This window comes from Myxococcus sp. XM-1-1-1 (assembly GCF_020037095.1).
GTDB lineage: Bacteria > Myxococcota > Myxococcia > Myxococcales > Myxococcaceae > Myxococcus > Myxococcus fulvus.
This window is the reverse complement of sequence record NZ_JAIQDH010000002.1, coordinates 832,018-849,825: the sequence shown is the minus strand read 5'-3', so window position 1 is coordinate 849,825 and position 17,808 is coordinate 832,018. Positions and strand designations below refer to the sequence as shown.

The window sequence follows — 17,808 nt, the reverse complement described above, 5'->3', positions numbered from 1 at the left end:
CTTTCGCCCGACAGCCGGCCGACTTGAAGGGTTAGCTCATTTGGCGGTGTGACGTAGGCTGACTAATTAATAGTGGCCAGGCCATTAGGTTCGGGAGTAGGGAGCGGCCATGCAGCTCGAGTCCCTGAAAATGTTCTGTGATGTGGTGGAGACCGGCTCCTTCTCGCGAGCGGCGCAGCTCAACCACGTCACGCAGTCGGCGGTGAGCCAGCAGATTCGCGCGCTGGAGAACCGCTACGAGCAGAAGCTCCTGTCGCGCAGCGCCCGGCAGGTGACGCCGACGCCGGCGGGTGAGCGGCTGTTCCGCGGCTGCAAGGAGATTCTGGCCCGCTTCGCGGAGGTGGAGCAGGAGATTCGCGAGCAGGCGACGGAGGTGGCCGGCACGAGCACCGTGTCCACCATCTACTCGGTGGGTCTGCACGAGCTCAACGCGGTGCAGAAGCAGCTGCTCAAGGCGCACCCCAAGGTCAACATGCGGCTGAACTACCGCCGCAACGACCAGGTCTACGACGACGTGATTCTGGGCGCGGCGGAGATTGGCATCGTCGCGTACCCGCAGCCGCGCGCGGGCGTGGACATCCTGCCCTTCCGCGACGACAAGCTGGCCGTCGTGTGCGCGCCGGGCCACGCGTTCGCCTCCAAGGCGAAGGTGAGCCTCACGGCGCTGTCGGGCGTGCCCTTCATCGCGTTCGACCGCGAGGCGCCCACGCGCAAAGCGCTGGACCGGCTCTTCCGCGAGAAGAACATCGACATCAACCCGGTGATGGAGATGGACAACGTGGAGACCATCAAGCGGGCGGTGGAGATGGGCCTGGGCGTGGCCATCCTCCCGGTGTCCACCGCGCAGGGCGAGGTAAAGGGCGGCTCGCTGGTGGCCAAGCCCTTCGCGGAGGGGCCCGTGTCGCGGCCCATCGGCCTGCTCATCCGCAAGGGCAAGTACCTGGACCGCGCCTCGGCGGCGGTGCTGGAGGCCTTCAAGGCGGCGGCGAACCTGCCCGCCACCGAGGAGGCCTGAGCGTCTCTCAGTAGAGCTTCCGGAGGCGCGCGGCGAAGAACCCGTCGAAGCCCTCCGGACCCGGCAGGGTCCTCAAGTAGGCCTGGGTGAGCGGCAGCTTGAGGCCCGGCAACACGGGCGGCTCCGCCGTCCACTCCGGGTGGCTGCGCAGGAACATCTCCACCTGGTCCTGCCCCTCCTGCGGCTCCATGGTGCACACCGCGTAGACGAGCAGCCCGCCCGCCGGCACCGACTCCTGGCAGTTCTCCAGGATGCGCCGCTGCAGCGTGGCCAGCCGCGAGAGGTCCTCCTCCTTGCGGCGGTAGCGCAGCTCCGGGTGACGGCGCAGCGTGCCCAGCCCCGAGCACGGCGCGTCCACCAGCATCGCGTGGAACTCGCCCCACGCCTCCGGGAACGGCTCCGCCGCGTCGTGCGCGTAGGCCTTCAAGCGCGACGTCAGGCCCAGGCGCTTCGCCTCGCCGTCGATCTTCCTCAGCTTGTGGGCGTGCAGGTCCACCGCGACGACGTCGTGCTCCTGCGCCAGGTGACAGGACTTGCCACCGGGGGCGGCGCATGCGTCCAGCACGCGGGCGGACGCGGGGATGGCGCCGTACACGCCGACGAGCTGGGCGGCCTCGTCCTGCACCTGCCACAGGCCCTCCGAGTAGCCGTAGACGTCCTCCACGCGGCCCACCGGCGGCAGGATGATGCCCACGGGGGACACGGTGGCGGCCTTCGCGTCGACGCCCACCTCCTGCAACTGGGTGAGCAGCGCGTCGCGCGTCACCTTGGAGGTGTTGGCGCGGATGACGACGGGCGGGGACTGGTTGTCGGCCACCAGCATGGCCTCGGCGCGCTCGCGGCCGAACTGGCGCAGCCAGCGCTCCACCAGCCACTGCGGATGGCTCTCGCGCACGGACAGGTGGTGGGCCACGTCGGACGGCGACGGCAGCGGCGGCGAAGGCAGCTCCGCGAGCTTGCGCAGGATGGCGTTGGTGAAGCCCGCCGCGCGGGTGAGGCCGACCTCCTTGAGCGCCTGCACCGTCTCCGCCACCGCGGCGCGAGCGGGCACGCGGGTGTGGAAGATTTGATAGGCGCCGATGCGCAGGGCCGCGAGCACGCGGTCCTCCATGGCGTCCAGCTTGCGGTCGGCGAAGCGGGTGATGGCGTAGTCGAGCGCGAGCTGCCGGCGGGTGGCGCCGTAGGTCAGCTCCGTGGCGAGGCCCGCGTCGCGCGGGTCCTTGGGCGGTGACTCGGACAGCATCGTGTCCAGCACCACGTTGAGGTAGGCGTCCGTTGCGCGGACGCGCGCCAGCACGAGGATGGCGAGAGCGCGGGGATTCATCCTTCGTCGAGCCGGGTCATCAGGTCCACGAGCTGCTCATCGGAGAGCCGCGTCGAGGGAAGGTGGGACAGCGTGAGGCGCTGGAGCTGCTCCTCGAGCACGGCCCGCTGGCCCTGCTCCGCGGGCAGTCCGCGCTGGAGGGCCTCATAGCGGGAGCGCGCCCAGGAGGCCAGCTCCGCGGCGGTGAGCCGGCCCGCGAGCCGGTCGGAGATCTTCTGGTGCACCAGCGCCCGCGTGAGCAGGTCCGTCGTCACCGAGGCGGACTTCGTCCCCCGCCCCAGCGTCTTGCCGCCCTTCGACTCGGGGGCGTCGTCCTTCGACGGGGATGCCTTGCGCCCGAGCGTCTTGCCGCCCTTCGAGGCCGGCGCGTCGTCCTCGTCCGAGGACGCCTTTCGCCCGAGCGTCTTGCCGCCCTTGGGCTCCGGAGCGTCATCCTCGTCCGAGGAGGCCTTGCGCCCAAGGCTCTTGCCGCTCTTCGACGCGGGCGCATCCGCCTCCGAGTCCTTGCGCCCCAGCGTCTTGCTCGGAGCGAGCGCCAGCGCCTTCGCGGGCGCGCTCTTGGACCTCCTCGGGGACTGGACGAGGTCATCGTCACCATCGGGCGCCTTGCTCGCGCTCCCCGGCGTGAAGACGCCGCTGGCGAAGGTCTCCAGCGCCTCCAGGTACGGCTCGAAGCCACCGGCCCCGTGCACCTGGAGGACACACGCCTCGGCCACCACGGACTCGCGCGCGGGCGGCCGCAGCATGACCTCGATGGCGGGCAGCCCCACCAGCTCCAGTCCCTCCTTGAGCGCGTAGGAGCCGAACAGGCCCGCCGGGTTGACGAGGACGCCGTCCACCTTCTCACGATGGGCGGCGAGCGCGTCCAGCAGCGCGCCCTCGTGGTTGGACTGGAGGACGGTCAGCTCCATCCCCAGCGACTTCGCGCGCGCCTTCAGCGCGGCATCCAGGTCCGACAGCCCGCGCCCGCCCTCACGCACGCCCAGCAGGTTCAGGTTCGGCCCGTGCAACACCAGCAGTCTCATACCCATGCGCCTGTACTCGAAAGAGTCCGTCTCGTCGTGGCCATCGACTAGGTGCCGAACGGCTGGCTGCCCACGGCCAGCTTGTGGCCCGTGAGGAACTCCGCCGCCTTCATCACCCGCTTGCCTTCCAACTGGATGTCCAGCAGCACGAGCGAGCCCTCGCCGCACGCCACCTCGATGCCCTCCGCGCCCGCAGACAACACCGTGCCCGGCGCGCCCTTCCCCTGCGCCACCTTCACGCGGTGCACCTTCACCAGCTTGCCGCCCATCGAGGTGAACGCCCCGGGCCACGGCGTGAAGGCGCGCAGCCTGCGCTCCAGCGCGATGGCGGGACGGGTGAAGTCCAGCTTCCCCTCCTCCTTCTCGATGATGGGCGCCAGCACCACACCCTCCGAGGGCTGGGGCACCGGCTTGAGCGCCCCGCTCAGGTACGCCGGCAGGAACTCGCGCAGCACCTCGCCGCCCAGCGCGGCCAGCTTCGGGTACATGGTGGCGCTCGTGTCCTCGGGGCCGATGGGCAGGCGCTTCATCGCGAGCACGGGGCCGGTGTCCAGGCCCTCGTCCATCACCATCAGCGACACGCCCGTCTCGGTGTCCCCGTGCGCGATGGACCACTGGATGGGCGCGGCGCCCCGGAAGCGCGGCAACAGCGAGCCGTGCACGTTGACGCAGCCCTTGGGCGGCAGCTCCAGGATGTCCTTGGGGAGGATGCGGCCATAGGCCGTCACCACGCAGACATCCGGCGAGAAGCGGCGCAGCTCCTCGACGAACGGGGGCGTGCGCAGCTTGGCCGGCTGGAACACGGGCACGCCGCGCGCGACGGCCAGCTCCTTCACCGGCGGCGCCGTCACCGTGTTGCCGCGCCCCTTGGGCTTGTCCGGCTGGGTGACGACGGCGACCACGTCGCCCAGGTCGAAACAGGCTTCGAGCGATGACACGGCGAAATCCGGCGTGCCCATGAAGACGATGCGGGGTCTGCTCATGTTGTTCGGGCTCTCCTCGGGGCAGGCTTCAAGCCACGGACTTGAAGGTGCTCGCGGTGGGATTGTCCACTGCTTGACGCTTGCGCGTGCACAGCGCGGACAGGGTTTCCAGCGCCTCGCGCGCCTCAGGGGTGGTGGCCACCGGCTTCAACGCGGCCAGGGCGCCCTCCAGGGCGTGCGCCTCGTCCGCCTCGCGCTGGCGGATGCGGTCCACCGCCTCGCTGAAGCGGTCGAAGAAGCGCTTCAATTCGTCCTTCTTGCGCAGGGGCCGCAGCCGGGGATAGCGCCCGGCGGCCAGCGCGGCGACATACAGGCTCATCACATGGACGGGGCCCGCCACCCGATGGGTGAAGAGCAGGCCGAACAGGCCCAACAGCGCCCCCAGCCCCACCGAGCCCAGCACGGTGAGCCACATGATGGAGTCACCCGCTTCCACGCCGGAGTCCACCGAGGAGGCATGGAGCCGGTACGCCAGGGCTCCGAACACCGCCACGCTGCCCGCACCGATGCCAGCCAGCAGAAGGATGTACTTGAGCTGGAATTCCCGGTCGAGCAGGTAGGTCCGTCGGGTGTAGCCCGGGCGCGGCGCCTTGTGAGTGTCGTCGGACATGTCGTTGACCAGCGTACCCCAGGTGACCTGGGTGGTTTGCTTCCTTCGTGACAGGAGGTTTACGACTGCCGACAGGACAACCCCGCAGACGACGCCCAGGAGCCTCGATGAGCCGCCCCCTCGCAGCGTGGTGTGTTGCCGCTGTTCTCTGTTTTGTCGCCTGTAAGTCGGACCCGAACTCGCCCGACTACTGGGCCGGGACGCTCCAGCAGACGCGGCGAGCCGAGGACCGGGTGCGCCTCATCGAGGCGATGCGGACGAAGACGAAGATCAACGAGAGCTTCCTGCCCATGCTGCACGAGGCGCTCTCGCAGGAGCGCAAGCCCGAGGTGAAGGCGGCGCTGGCCCGCGCGATTGGCGACGTGCACCACGCCTCGTCGGTGGAGGCGCTGTCGGCGGCCATCGACCCGGCCGCGGGCGACATGTCCTCGCAGCTGGCGAACAAGGCGATGGTGACGGCGCTGGGCGCCATCGGCGACGTGCGCGCCGTGCCCGCGCTGGTGCCGCTGTTGAGGGCCAAGGACACGTACGCGCGCATCGAGGCCATTCAAGTCCTGGGGAGCATGAAGGCGAAGGAGGCGGTGGAGCCGCTCATCGTCCTGGCCACGGACGAGGGCGTGGAGCCGTTCCTCAACAAGAAGGCCATCGAGGCGCTGGGCCACATCGGTGACGGCCGCGCGGCGCCGGCGCTCATCCGGATGCTGACCAAGGAGCGCAAGGGCAAGTCCTTCTACGTGGAGAGCAGCTTCGCGCTGTTCCAGCTGGGCCAGCCCGCGGCGGACGCGCTGCTGCCCGCGCTGGAGGGGCGTGACGCGGAGCTGCTCGCGTGGGCGAAGACGAACGGCGTCAACCCGGCCAGCTACCCGATGAAGGCGGCGACGGTGCTGGGGGATTTGCGTGAGAAGCGCGCGGTGGAGCCGCTGCTCAAGCTGCTGTCGTTCTCGCACTCGGACGTGCAGATCCAGGCGCTGGTGCGGATGCAGGCGGCGGACGCGCTGGGCCGCCTGCGCGCGACGGAGGCGGTGAAGCCGCTGACGACGCTGGTGCTGGAGACCGACCCCACGGTGCGCGACGCGTACGTGAAGGCGCTGGTGCGACTGGGCGGTCGCGACGCGCTGCCCGCGCTGGAGAAGGCCGCGGGCACGGGTGACTGGTATGCGCGCGAGGTGGCGGTGAAGGGGCTGGCGATGTTGGGTGACGCACGCGAGCAGCCCATCCTGCAGAAGCTGGCCACCGGTGAGCCGGCGCGCACCGCGGCCGACTGCAAGGCCACGCAGGAGGAAGGCTGCGAGGACGCGGCGGGGCTGGGCAAGAAGCGCGCGGATGAAATCACCGCGCACGCGGCGCTGCTGGAGGCGGGTCAGGCGTGCACGGGCAACGCGGGCTGCTGGGTGCAGCGCATGGACAAGGCGACCAAGCCGATGATGGAGCGCGCGGCGCTGGAGGTGGGGCGCGCTGGCTCGGCGGAGCACGCGCCGGCGCTCGCCGCGAAGCTGTCCGAGCGCGACACGGAGGTTCGCCTGGCGCTCATCCTCGCCATGGGGTGGTTGGTGGACGGCTCGCAGGACGCGGCGAAGAAGGTGCGAGAGACGTCGCTGCCGGACCTGCGCAAGCAGCTCCAGGCCGAGCAGGGCGTCACCCAGTACGCCAGCGTCAACGAGGACCTGCGCCGGCTGCTGGCGCGCATCGAGCGGACCTGATTCGAGGACTCACCCCGTGAGCTGCGGCGCCGCGCGCACAGTGGCCTTGTGAAGCACGGTGAGCTGACGCACCAGCCGGTCCATCTGGGTGCGGGAGAGCACGTCCAGGCCCTCCTGCGCCGCGGACCGGGGCAGCGGGGACGGTGCGCGGCGGTGCTCCACGGCGAGCGCCAGGTCCTCGAGCACGTTGCCCGCGTAGCCAATGACGGGCGCCAGGTCCTTGCGCCCCTGCCGACTGGCGGCGAGCGCCGTCACCGCCGAGCCGAAGCGCCGGGCATACGCGAGCAGCGCCATGGCGGGCTCGAGCTGGTGTGAGGAGCCGCGCCACTCGGAGAGCAGCCGCTGGAAGGAGGCCTCCGCGGACAGCAACTGGAGGCCCAGCTTGCGCCGCGCCTCGCGCACCTGGGGCTCCGCGTCCGAGCGCGCGGAGGCCACGCTCAACAGGTAGTCGCGGTCGGCGCGCAGCGCGTTGGCCACCTCCTCCGGGAAGCGCGAGTGCTCGGGGCTGGGCCACAGGAGCCACGCGCCCACCAGGGCCAGCACGCCGCCGAGCAGCGTGTTGATGACGCGCACTCCGGCCAGCTCCCAGTCTCCGGTCTGGATCTCCGCGAGCAGCACCAGCGCGGGCGCGAGCAGCACCTGGAAGGCCGCGAGGCTCATGGGCTTCACGGCGATGGCCACGGCGAAGAACGCCATGATGGCGCCGAGCAGCACCACCGGGTCCCTCACGAGCGCCACCAGCCCCGCCGCCAGCGCGCCACCGAGCAGCGTGCCCGCGGCGCGCTGCACCCCGCGCTCGAAGGTCATCCCCGAGTAGGGCTGGAGTACGACGATGACGGTGATGATGACCCAATAGCCGTGATTCAGCCCGAGTCCGCGCACGAGCGCGGTGGCGAGCGCGGCGGTGATGCCCAGGCGAATCGCGTGGCGGAAGATGACGGAGTCGGTGCCCCAGTTGTCGCGCAGGGGCTCGAGCAGGGGACGGCTCCGCGCCGACGCGGGATGCGGCCCCATGGGCAGGTCCGACTCGACGGGGCCGCCGTCCTCCAGGTGGTTGGCCACCTCCAGCAGGGCCTCCGAGTATTCGCGCAGACGGACCAGCAGGGCCTCCGCATGTGAGTACGCGGCGCGCGCGGAGTCGGGCAACCGGCCCTCGGTGACAAGGGACGCGAGCGCGCGACGGACCCGGTCCGTGCTCCAGACCGAGGGCTCCACCTCGCGCTTCTCCTGTTCCAGCGCGCGGGCGATGTGCAGGAGGTCCCGCGAGTGGTCCGCGAGCGCTCGCTGAATCTCGGCGCGCAGGGCGTGGAAGCGAGGCTCGCGGGGCGCGAGCTCCAGGGTCTCCGGCAGCGCGACCAGCATCGCGAGCAGCGCGTCCGCGCCTTCGAGCAACACGAGCAGGTGCTCACCCCGGTTGCTCTCACCCGCGCGGTTGCGGCGGGTGGAGGCCAGCACGCTTCGCGCGTCCTCGAGCGACATGCGCACGCGCGACTCCCAGTCGACGACCTCCACCAGGTTGGCGGGGGGAGGCGGACCCTCGAGTGGCCAGCGACCGACCTCCTCGGCGCGGGAGGCCAGCGCGCGGTAGCAGCGGGAGATGGCGAGGCGCGCGGGGCGATAGGGGCGCAGCGGCCAGAGCACCAGCGCGAGCATCATGGCCCACAGGCCACCGAGGATGAACAACCCGGAGCGGGACAGCGCGTCGGCGAAGCCCTGCGCGGGCAGCGCCAGTGAGACCACCGTGTAGTTGGCGAGCACCACGCCCATGAGTCCGGGGGTGTCGCCATAGGAGCGCGCGAAGCCGCACGCCGTCACCCAGGCGAGGGTGAGCAGGACATCGGCCCAGTCGGGGAGCTGCAGCGCGGACACGAGCCCCATCACTGCGCCCAGGAGCGTCATCGCGCCCATGTTGATGGCCCTGTCGCGGTAGGGACCGCCGCGGTCCACGAGCGTGACGAAGAGGCCCGCCATGCCCACCCACGTCACGGCGGGCAGGTGCTGGGTGGCGGCGACCACCATGGGCAGGCCCACCGCGAGCGCCGCGCGCAGGCCCGCACCGAGCGCGGGGCGCACGGGCTCCACCCGGACGAACGACTCCAAGTGGCGCCGGAACACATTCATGGAACCCGCGACTCCCTCATCACGCCCCTCCACGCCACAGCACCGGAGTAACGCCAGGGCGCGGCGCTCGCCATGCGAGGCGACGAGCGCCATCGAGCCGTACGTGAGGCATCGATAAGCCACGGAGATGAGGCGCACCATGCGGACGCGCGCCGCGCGGTCCAGCGCACGTTCCGTTCAAGCCGCCCGCGCCCATCCGGCTCCGACATGGCCGAATGGCGCCGAGAGCACCAACCTCCCGCGGTCGCGGTGTCCCCGCTCGTCCAACATGTGACGAGAGAGGCCATTCGCAGGGGGTCACGCGGTGCCCTCGCTCCACTCGACGACCCCGGGCCCCGCGACCGCGCGGAAGCAATCCGAGAACCACGCCGCCGCCATGCGCGCCGCGCGCGCCCGTGGCTCCGCCTCCTCGAACCGCCGGCTCGCGCCCTCGACCAACTGGAGCCCCTTGCGCACCCCCGGCGCCAATCCGTCGAACACCCGCCGCGCGAGCATCGCCCGGTCCGCGTCCTCCCCTGCCCCGAGCACCAGCGTGGGCACGCGCACCTCCGCCACCACCGAGCCCGCCTTGTCCGGCCTTCCCCCCAGCGTGACGACCGCCTGCACCCCCCGAGGTTGATGCGCCGCCGCCACCAGCACCGCGGCCGCGCCCAACCCCATCCCCAGGAACCCCACGGGCAACAGCGACAACACGTCGTCACGCTGCAACCAGTCGCGCGCCACCTCCAGCCGATGCGCGATGAGCTCCACGTGCGCGCCCTCGCGCACCGTCCAGTCCTCGGCCTGCTCCTCGTCCGCGGTGCGCCAGTCGAGCCCCAGCGTCGCGAGCCCCGCCGCGTGCAGCACCTCGCGCACGGAGGAGTCCTTCGCCAGCTCCTCGTCCCCCACGAGCATCACCAGGCCGCTCGCCCGCTCGGGGACACACAGGAACCCCGCGAGCAGGCGTCCGGCGACGCCGACCTCCACATCACGCTGATGGACGCGCATCGGCCTTCCTCCCGCGGGGAATGGGCGCCACGCGGGCCCGGTCCGCCCCCTGAAGCTGGGGACCGTCCGCGCCGATGGCAGCGCCTTCACGCCAGGAGCCAGGGCAGGCCGACATCCAAGCGGCCGACCTCCCGTCTCACCCCGCCTCGCGCTCCGGGCCGAAGTCCTCGACATCGTCGGGGAGCACGTCGGGCACGTCGTCGTCCTGGAACGCGCTGGGCAACAGGCTGAACGGCAGCAACTTGGCCAGCGCCGCCAGCAGCAGCAACCCACCGGGCGCCGCGAAGATGGCGAGCGCCGGAATCGCCTTCGCCACGTCGATGAGCTGCGCGCGCATGCGCTGCCGCTCGTCCTCCGTGAGCTTCTGACGCCGCGCCACCTTCGCCACCAGCACCGCCAGGTCCCCCGTCTCGCGGACCTCCTGCATCAGCCGGTAGAAGTTCTTCTCCAGCGTCTCCTGCATGCCGGCCACCATGTCGTCACCCATGGCGCTGGCCGCGTCCCGCACCGTGAACACATCCACGATGGAGCGATGGCGCGCGTAGAACTCCGCCATCTCCAGCTCCAGCCGATGCAGCTCCTCCTTCGACACGTGCAGCGCGTCTGCCAGCGTGTCGATGAAGGCCCGCTCCCGCCGCGTGCGCCGCCCGTCCACCAGCGCCGCCAGCAGCGTCTGCTCCAGCAGGAAGTGGCGCATGTCCACGCTGCGCACCTGGCGCACCACGTCCCGCACCGAGCGCCGCCGCTCGAAGGACTGCTTCACCGCTGACTTCAGCTCGGACGCCATCGCCGCCGGCAGCCGCAGGTCCTCCACCTGCTTGAGGATGGCCCGCCGCGCGGGCGTCCCCGGCAACCGGTCCACGCACGCCAGCCCCGTCAGCACCTCCACCAGCAGCGCCTTCTGCTTCGACGCGAAGTCCAGCCGCCGCCGCGTCTGCTCGCGCGACAAGCGCCCGCTCGCGAAGTAGTCGATGGCCTGCCGACAGAACAGCTGCGCGTCCGCGTACTGCGCGCCGTTGTGCAGCACCAGCCCGTACACGGGGTCACCGGCCAGCGTGGGCTCGCGCTTGCGCAGCGCCATCTCCACCTTGGCCACCTGCCGCTTCGTCACCGGCGTGCCCTGGGCCAGCTGCTCCGCCAGCACCTCCGCCAGCACCAGCTCCCCGCCCAGCACGCAGAAGAGCACCAGCAGCTGCTCCACCCGGCGCCCCTCGGGCGCGCCCACCTGCCGCGCCAGCTCCAGCGCGAGCGCCGCCAGCGTGCGCAGCACCGCGTGGAAGAGCTGGTCCTCCAGCGCCTGCGCCTGGAACTCGGTGTCCGGCATCGCGTCCAGCGCCGTGGGCGCGTCCGCGGGAGTGCCGTACAACAACCCGCTGGCGCGCAGGGTGCGCCGCAGATACGCCCGAGCCCGGGCACGCCCGGGCCCCAGCCGCAAGGCGCTCTCCTCCGGAGCGGGCGACCCCAGATGGGCCGCGACCGCCTCGTTGAGGAGCGGGGTCAACCACCCCGCCTTGCTGAAATCCAACACCGGAACACCCCCGGACCCGCCGACGGACGCCTGGAGACGGTCCGCCGGATGTAACCCAGGGGGCCTCCGCGACGCCACCCGGCCTTCGGGAGATTCGACCGCCCGGAGTCAGCCCCTCCAGAACCCAGACTTCTACGGCGCCGGAAGAGTCCCACCCCGGACGCAGACCCGGGCCTACAGCGCCGTGGACTTGCCCGGCTCCAGCTCCAGCACCTTCGTGCCCGGGCGCGTCTTCTTCAGCTCGCCACGCAGCGCATCGGGCGTGCCCTGCAGGAGCGGGAAGGTGCCGAAGTGCATGGGGACGATGCTCTGCACCTTCAGCAGCCGCGCTGCCTGCGCCGCCTCCGCGGGCCCCATGGTGAAGTGCCCGCCGATGGGCAGCATCGCCACCGTGGGCTTGAACTGGGTGGCGATGAGCGACATGGACTCGAACGCGCCCGTGTCACCCGCGTGGTACAGCGTGGGCCCCTTGTCGACCTTCAGCACGTAGCCCAGCGGCGCGCCCGCGTACTGCGCCGGGGCCTTGGGGTCCGCCTGGTAGCTGCTGGAGTGCACCGCCTCCACCAGGTGCAGCGTGACGTCCTTCACCTGGAACGTCCCGCCCGCGTTGGCGCCCACCGCCTGCGTCTCTGGCAGGCCCAGCTGGTTCACCAGCTCGAACGAGCCGAACACCTTGGCGCCCGTCTTCTGCGCCAGCGCCTTGGCCTCGCCCACGTGGTCGAAGTGGCCGTGGGTGAGGAGGATGGCGTCCAGCGCCTCCGGCTGCGGGGCGTCCTTGGGCGCCTTCGGGTTGGTGAGCCACGGGTCGATGGCAATCACCGCCCCGCCCGGGGTGCGCACCACGAAGGCCGCGTGGCCCCACCACGTCACCTCCACCTTGCCCTTGGTGGCCGCGGGCTTCGCGGCGTCCGCCTTCTTCGGGGCCGGGGCCGCCGGGGGCGTGGCGGCGTCCTGCGCCATGGCCGTGCCACCGAAGGTCAACAGCGCCCCCACCGCGACTGCCCTGAGCTCGTTCCGCATGGTTGTCCTCTCTCGGGTCGAAAGTCTCGACGTGTCGCCGGGTTGCCACGAGGGCACACCCCCGGCCGGGCCGCCGCTTGGCACTGTCCGGGCGGCCAATCAAGGGCCTGCGCACATCGCCTGCCCCGGGGCGGACAGATGCCCCGGCGGCGCGAAGGCCGCAATCTCGAAAGAACGGTCGACATGACGCCCTCCGGGAAGGATGGTGGACCCAGCGTGGACCACCGATTCCAAGTCAGCCTCCGTGGGGTCATCGACCTCCTGTCCCACCATCTGTACAGCTCCCCCGGCGTCTACCTCCGAGAGCTGCTCCAGAACGCCACCGACGCCATCCGGGCCCGCCAGCACCTGGAGCCCTCCCACACCGGCACCGTGCGTCTGGAGCTGGTGGAGAAGCAGGACGGAGGCCCCCCCACCCTGGTCTTCAGCGACGACGGGGTGGGCCTGACGGAGGAGGAGATCCACCGCTTCCTGGCCACCATCGGCGAGTCCTCCAAGCGCGAGGCCCTGGAGGCCCGCCGCAAGGACTTCATCGGCCAGTTCGGCATCGGCCTGCTGTCGTGCTTCATGGTGTGTGACGAGCTGCTGCTCGTGACGCGCTCGGCACGCGGGGACGGGCGGACGCTGGAGTGGCGCGGCCGGCACGACGGCACCTACGCGGTCCAGGAGTCCGCGCATCCCTTGGACAAGCCGGGCACGCAGGTGTTCCTGGTGGCGCGCGCGGACATGGCGGAGTGGTTCGCGGTGGAGCGGGTGCGGCAGCTGGCGCGGCACTACGGCGGCCTGCTGCCCTTCCCCATCCAGCTGTCGGTGGGCGGCGAGGTGGAGCGGCTGGACGCCGACGGGCCGCCGTGGCGGCGCGAGTACGCGAGCGCGGCCGAGCGTCGCAAGGCGCTGCTCGACTACGGGCGCGAGGTCTTCGAGACGGACTTCATCGACTGCATCCCGCTGCGCTCCGAGGCAGGCGACGTGGACGGGGTGGCCTTCGTGCTGCCGGCGTCGCCGCACTTCAATGCGAAGCAGAAGCACCGCGTGTACCTGAAGCACATGCTGCTGTCGGAGAGCGCGGAGAATCTGCTGCCGGAGTGGGCCTTCTTCGTGAAGTGCGTGGTGAACGCCAACGCGCTCAGGCCCACCGCCAGCCGCGAGTCGTTCTACGAGGATGACTCGCTCGCCCAGGCCCGCGTGGCGCTGGGACAGGGGCTGCGCAAGTACCTGATGGACCTGGCGCACGAGGACCCGCGCGCGCTCCAGCGGCTCATCGGCCTGCACGGGTTGAGCGTCAAGGCGCTGGCGCTGGACGACGACGACTTCTACCGGCTGGTCATCGGGTGGCTGCCGTTCGAGACGTCGCTGGGCGTGACGACGCTCTCGGAGTACCGCCGGGCATACCCGGTGGTGCGCTACACGTCCACGCTGGATGGCTTCCGGCAGGTGGCGCGGGTGGCGGGCGCGCAGGGGCTGTGCATCATCAACGCGGCCTACACGCACGACGCGGCGCTGCTGGAGAAACTGCCGCACGTCATCCAGGACGCGCAGGTGGAGCCGTTCTCCTCGTCCGACCTACCGCAGAGCTTCGAGGAGCTGACGATGGACGAGCGCGACGCGGTGTTCCCGCTGTTGCGCACGGCCGAGCAGGTGCTGGCGCCGTTCCACTGCGGCGTGGCGGTGAAGAAGTTCTTCCCGGCCGAAGTGCCCACGCTCTACAGCTCGGACGAGGAGGGCTCGTTCCGGCGCGACGCCGAGCGGGCCCGTGACGAGTCCGACGACTTGTACGCCAGCGTGCTGGAGGGCGTCATGGCCGCCGCGGGCGGCGAGCCGGTGCAGCTGTGCTTCAACCTGCACAATCCGGTGGTGCGGCGGCTGGCGGCGGTGTCGGACCGGAACATGATGAAGCTGTCGGTGGAGATGCTCTACGTGCAGGCGTTGCTGCTCGGGCAGCACCCGCTGAACGCGCAGGAGATGACGCTGCTGAACCAGGGACTGTTGGGGCTCATCTCCGCGCAGTTGGGCACGGGTGGCGGAGAGGGAGACGGAGGCGGAAGCTCGGGAGGGCTGCACTGATGTCGACGGACTGGCGCGAGGAGGCCCAGGCGCTCTGGGACAGGGCGAGCCGGCAGCGCTCCAGCGAGAGCAAGGTGCGGCTGCTGGAGGAAGCGGTGCGGATGGCCGACTCGCACGGCGACGTGCAGCTGGGCTACGAGCTGCGCGACGACCTCATCGACGCGGCGACCTTCGGTGGCTACCCGGACAAGGCGCTGGTGGCCTTCGCGTGGTGCCGGGGTCAGCAGAAGAAGGACCCGGAGCGCTTCGACCCGGAGGCGATGCTCTGGAAGCAGAAGTGGGTGGTGGGGCGCATCAAGGAGTTCCCGCACATCTCCCGCAAGCAGATCGTCGACGCGCTGGACGACATCGAGCAGTGCTTCACCAAGGTGGACGCGGGCAAGCGCTCGGTGCTGAAGCTGCGCTACCAGGCCGCGCGGGACATGGGGGATGACGCGGCGGAGGTGGACCGGCTGTGGGAGGCGTGGCTCGCGGCGCCCCGGGACCACCTGACGGACTGCCGGGCATGTGAGCTGGACGACGAGCTGGACCACCACGTGGAGAAGGGCGAGTGGGAGCAGGCGCTGCGCAAGGCGAAGCCCATCCTGGACGGGCGGGTGAAGTGCGCGGAGATTCCGCACCTGACGCTGGGCACGCTGCTCTATCCCCTGTTCAAGCTGGGGGAGCTGGAGCGCGCGGCGGAGCTGCACCGGCGTGGCTACGCGCTGACGTCGAAGAACCGCGACTTCCTGGCCACGGTGGGAGACCACCTGGAGTTCCTGACGCTGACGGGCAACCTGGCGCGAGGGCTGACGGTGCTGGAGAAGCACCTGGAGTGGACGCTGGACCACGGCAGCTACAATGACCGGTTCATCTTCCTGGTCGCGGCGACGTTCCTGCTGGAGCGCGTGCTGGCGGCGGGAGACCGGGACGTGGTGAGCCTGCGCCTGACGAAGTCGTTCCCCGAGCACCGAGCGGACGGCGGCTACGAGGTGAAGGCGCTGCACGCGTGGATGCGCCAGCAGGCCCAGGCCATCGCCACGCGGTTCGACACGCGCAACGGCACGGACCGCTACGCGCGCAGGCTCGCGCGCATCCAGCGGCTCACCGAGGAAGTGCGCGAGTTCCCGCTCGATTGATGGTGAGAGGCGCCCACGGGGTCATCACGGCCTCGTGGGAATCCACCAGGGATTGATTGGAATCCTGCGTTTGTCTCGCGGTGTCTGTGAAGCAGCCGGCAATCCAGACACAGCCCATACCCTGGCCGGATGGACTTCCCTTACAAGGGTCCTGCGCCCATCCCAGGCGCTCCCGGCGGATGTCTGCCATTCGCACGGACACTCGAAGCCAGACAGGACCCACCATGCATCTCGCGAGGCACTCCCTTCTGACGATGTTCGCAGTGGTCGCAACGGCTTGTGGTGGCGGTATGGAGTTGGACGAGGGTGGCGCGACGGAGCCCGTCACGCCGCCCGCCGAGGAGCAGGTTTCGCCCGACACGTCGTCCGAGGACGGCCGGGTCAGCGCGTTCGCCACGTGTACCGGCTATGACGGCAACAACTACTGTCTGGCCGAGTGCAACGACTCCGTCAGCTATTGGTACGTCGTCGGCCACGTCTCCGTGGTGGGCTATGGCAACTGCGCCTCGGCGGCGTTCGATTTCTGCCGGTCCCTTGGCTACAACGGCCACAACGGCGCCTGCTGGGGCTACTAGTCGTCAGTCATTGCTTCGCCGCACATGAACAGACGTCATGCCCCACCACGTTTCAGTGGTGGGGTGTGGCGCACGGGCCTGGGCTCAGCACGTCACCTCCCACAGGTGGCCATTGCTGTCATTGAAGTACACGCGGCCCGCGCCACCGAGGGGGTCCTGGGTCTGCCCGTTCGCCGTGTCGAAGTGGTCATTGCCGAAGGGGACGCGCTCGGCCTGGAGCCGCTCCACGACCTCCGCGAATCGCTTCGCGTCGACGCGGAAGGCCACGTGCGAGAAGCGCGGCTCGGACGAGGCCGAGAACAGGACGAAGCACCCGTGGTCCAGGTCGATGCGCCGCATGTCGTCATCGGCGCCCTCGGGGACGGGGGCCTGCGCGCCCAGGATCCGCGCGAGGAATCGGGAGGACGCGTCGACGTCGCGTGCGTCCACGGCCAGGTGGTCCAGCTGCATCATGTTGGTTCTCCTTCGAGCTCTGTGAGGGCGGCTTCGAGCGCGGACACCAGCCGCTGCTTCGTGGGCTCCGAGAGGCGAGCGGAGCCCAGGGCGAGCTCCTCGGCGCGCACCTTCTTGAATGCGGCGAGGAAGCGGCTCGCCTTCGGAGTCACCTGGAGCGACTTGCGCCGGCGGTCCTCCGGATCCTCCCGCCGCGTCACATAGCCGAGCCTCACCAGGCGCTCGGCCATCTGACTCACCGAGGGCAGGGAGAGCCCCATCCGCTCCGCGAGGCTCGACAGGGGCTCGCCCGGCTGCTCGCGCACGTGGCGCAGCAGGATGCCCTGGTCGGCCGTGACGCCGTGCTCCGAGAGGAGCGAGAGCACCTGGCCACGCGAGTGCGACACGTGGCCCAGGAAGGATTCGAGGAGGCGGCCGAGCCGTTGGTTCATGCGCCCATATAGTTAACGCGCATGAATCAAATTCGCAAATGAAGCAGGCCCTGGAGCTGGCCTCAACACCCGCCGAATCCCTTCAAGTCGGCAGCGCACCCCGCCCAACGGTGGCTGCCGACAAGCTCTTCAATCAGGTAGTCGACCCCACCCAACAAGGGGGGGGCTCGGAGGAAGACATAATTCACATAGCAGATGGGCTCGGACACCCCCACCTCCGGAGCCAGGAGCACCACCCCCCCGAGGCCCAGGCCTCTGTGGGGGCACGTATACCAATCCCGCTCGCGCTCGCCGTAGATGACCTCGGTCTTCACATGCTCGGCGAGGGTTCGTCTCAATCGCGCCAGTTGTTCGGGCGTCAGGCGAGACTCTCGCCTGCCTCGGACCTTCACATGGAATTCACATGCGTAGACCACCCGCCCATCGCCATGGATGGAGAGACTGTAGTGAGGGCAAACCCCGTCACACCCCGTCCGTCGCATCTCGACGACAAGCCCTGGGTCTTCAGGTGCTGTTCGCACGTCGGCACGCTGTGGTGACGAAGGTGTCGCCGCTCCACTCCGGCTTCCACCGCACCCCAGCATCAGGAGTACACACCCCATCGACATGCCCAATGAGCGCAGCGTCCATGGATGCGGACGAGCCATGAAGGAGAACCTACTCGCGTGTGTCGAAGACATGTCCCGCAGACTACGAGGGGGCTTCACCTGTCGCGCCATCCGCCACACATCATGAAGATTTCATGCGTGAGCGATGTGTGAAGCATGCCTTTGCGCGGAAAAGGTGAGTCCTCGACAAGCGCGACTGAGGGGCCATGGAGGCGCCCCCGAGGGCCCTGTTTCGAAACGTCGAGT

Annotated in this window: 16 protein-coding genes; 5 read left to right on the top strand and 11 right to left on the bottom strand. The window is 70.3% G+C overall.

Annotated elements, in window-relative coordinates; genetic code table 11:
- Positions 1-109: 109 nt before the first annotated feature.
- Complete coding sequence (locus K8640_RS07445) at positions 110-1,015, top strand: LysR family transcriptional regulator (protein ID WP_046711496.1); 906 nt, start codon at positions 110-112, stop codon at positions 1,013-1,015.
- A gap of 7 nt (positions 1,016-1,022) precedes the next feature.
- Here the strand turns inward: K8640_RS07445 and rsmB are convergent, their stop codons facing one another.
- From rsmB to K8640_RS07425, 4 genes are read right to left on the bottom strand one after another with little or no spacing between them, the layout of a single operon-like run.
- Positions 1,023-2,339, bottom strand: coding sequence for a 16S rRNA (cytosine(967)-C(5))-methyltransferase RsmB (gene rsmB / locus K8640_RS07440; RefSeq protein ID WP_223746424.1), 1,317 nt, complete (start codon positions 2,337-2,339; stop codon positions 1,023-1,025).
- Entirely contained in the window at positions 2,336-3,370 is a 1,035-nt protein-coding gene (locus tag K8640_RS07435) for a type II 3-dehydroquinate dehydratase (RefSeq protein WP_223746423.1), read from the bottom strand. The genes rsmB and K8640_RS07435 overlap by 4 nt, the downstream gene beginning before the upstream one ends.
- A 41-nt stretch (positions 3,371-3,411) precedes the next feature.
- The gene (gene fmt / locus K8640_RS07430) at positions 3,412-4,347 is read right to left on the bottom strand and encodes a methionyl-tRNA formyltransferase (RefSeq protein WP_074949816.1); all 936 of its coding nucleotides are present in this window, start codon (positions 4,345-4,347) and stop codon (positions 3,412-3,414) included.
- Positions 4,348-4,375: 28 nt separating this feature from the next.
- The gene (locus K8640_RS07425) at positions 4,376-4,957 is read right to left on the bottom strand and encodes a hypothetical protein (protein ID WP_046711492.1); all 582 of its coding nucleotides are present in this window, start codon (positions 4,955-4,957) and stop codon (positions 4,376-4,378) included.
- 107 nt (positions 4,958-5,064) lie between these two features.
- On the opposite strand from K8640_RS07425, the gene K8640_RS07420 reads away from it, so the two are divergent.
- Positions 5,065-6,657, top strand: coding sequence for a HEAT repeat domain-containing protein (locus tag K8640_RS07420; protein ID WP_223746422.1), 1,593 nt, complete (start codon positions 5,065-5,067; stop codon positions 6,655-6,657).
- A gap of 9 nt (positions 6,658-6,666) precedes the next feature.
- Here the strand turns inward: K8640_RS07420 and K8640_RS07415 are convergent, their stop codons facing one another.
- From K8640_RS07415 to K8640_RS07400, 4 genes are all read right to left on the bottom strand, one after another.
- Positions 6,667-8,778, bottom strand: a complete 2,112-nt coding sequence (locus K8640_RS07415) for an FUSC family protein (protein WP_223746421.1) — start codon at positions 8,776-8,778, stop codon at positions 6,667-6,669.
- Positions 8,779-9,075: 297 nt separating this feature from the next.
- On the bottom strand, positions 9,076-9,765 hold the full coding sequence (locus K8640_RS07410; RefSeq protein WP_223746420.1) for a dienelactone hydrolase family protein: 690 nt from the start codon (positions 9,763-9,765) through the stop codon (positions 9,076-9,078).
- 136 nt (positions 9,766-9,901) lie between these two features.
- Positions 9,902-11,266, bottom strand: coding sequence for an LETM1 domain-containing protein (locus K8640_RS07405; RefSeq protein ID WP_223746419.1), 1,365 nt, complete (start codon positions 11,264-11,266; stop codon positions 9,902-9,904).
- Between the two features lie 201 nt (positions 11,267-11,467).
- The gene (locus tag K8640_RS07400; protein WP_223746418.1) at positions 11,468-12,313 is read right to left on the bottom strand and encodes a metal-dependent hydrolase; all 846 of its coding nucleotides are present in this window, start codon (positions 12,311-12,313) and stop codon (positions 11,468-11,470) included.
- A 216-nt stretch (positions 12,314-12,529) separates the two neighbouring features.
- Here K8640_RS07400 and K8640_RS07395 point away from each other — a divergent pair, with 216 nt between their 5' ends.
- The 3 genes from K8640_RS07395 (at position 12,530) to K8640_RS07385 (ending at position 16,070) form a co-directional block, all read left to right on the top strand.
- On the top strand, positions 12,530-14,377 hold the full coding sequence (locus K8640_RS07395; protein ID WP_223746417.1) for an HSP90 family protein: 1,848 nt from the start codon (positions 12,530-12,532) through the stop codon (positions 14,375-14,377).
- Positions 14,377-15,495: a hypothetical protein gene (locus tag K8640_RS07390; RefSeq protein WP_223746416.1), complete on the top strand. Its 1,119-nt coding sequence runs from the start codon at positions 14,377-14,379 to the stop codon at positions 15,493-15,495. The genes K8640_RS07395 and K8640_RS07390 overlap by 1 nt, the downstream gene beginning before the upstream one ends.
- 290 nt (positions 15,496-15,785) lie before the next feature.
- Positions 15,786-16,070 (top strand): hypothetical protein, encoded by a 285-nt coding sequence (locus K8640_RS07385; protein WP_223746415.1) that lies wholly within the window; start codon positions 15,786-15,788, stop codon positions 16,068-16,070.
- An 84-nt stretch (positions 16,071-16,154) separates the two neighbouring features.
- On the opposite strand, the gene K8640_RS07380 is transcribed toward K8640_RS07385, so the two are convergent.
- From K8640_RS07380 to K8640_RS43070, 3 genes are all read right to left on the bottom strand, one after another.
- Positions 16,155-16,523 carry a VOC family protein gene (locus K8640_RS07380; RefSeq protein WP_223746414.1) on the bottom strand — a complete coding sequence of 123 codons (369 nt, stop codon included), beginning with the start codon at positions 16,521-16,523 and terminating at the stop codon, positions 16,155-16,157.
- Positions 16,520-16,954 (bottom strand): MarR family winged helix-turn-helix transcriptional regulator, encoded by a 435-nt coding sequence (locus K8640_RS07375; RefSeq protein ID WP_223746413.1) that lies wholly within the window; start codon positions 16,952-16,954, stop codon positions 16,520-16,522. Before K8640_RS07375 ends, K8640_RS07380 begins: the two co-directional genes overlap by 4 nt.
- Positions 16,955-17,016: 62 nt before the next feature.
- Complete coding sequence (locus K8640_RS43070; protein ID WP_223746481.1) at positions 17,017-17,436, bottom strand: DUF6438 domain-containing protein; 420 nt, start codon at positions 17,434-17,436, stop codon at positions 17,017-17,019.
- Between the last annotated feature and the right edge of the window lie 372 nt (positions 17,437-17,808).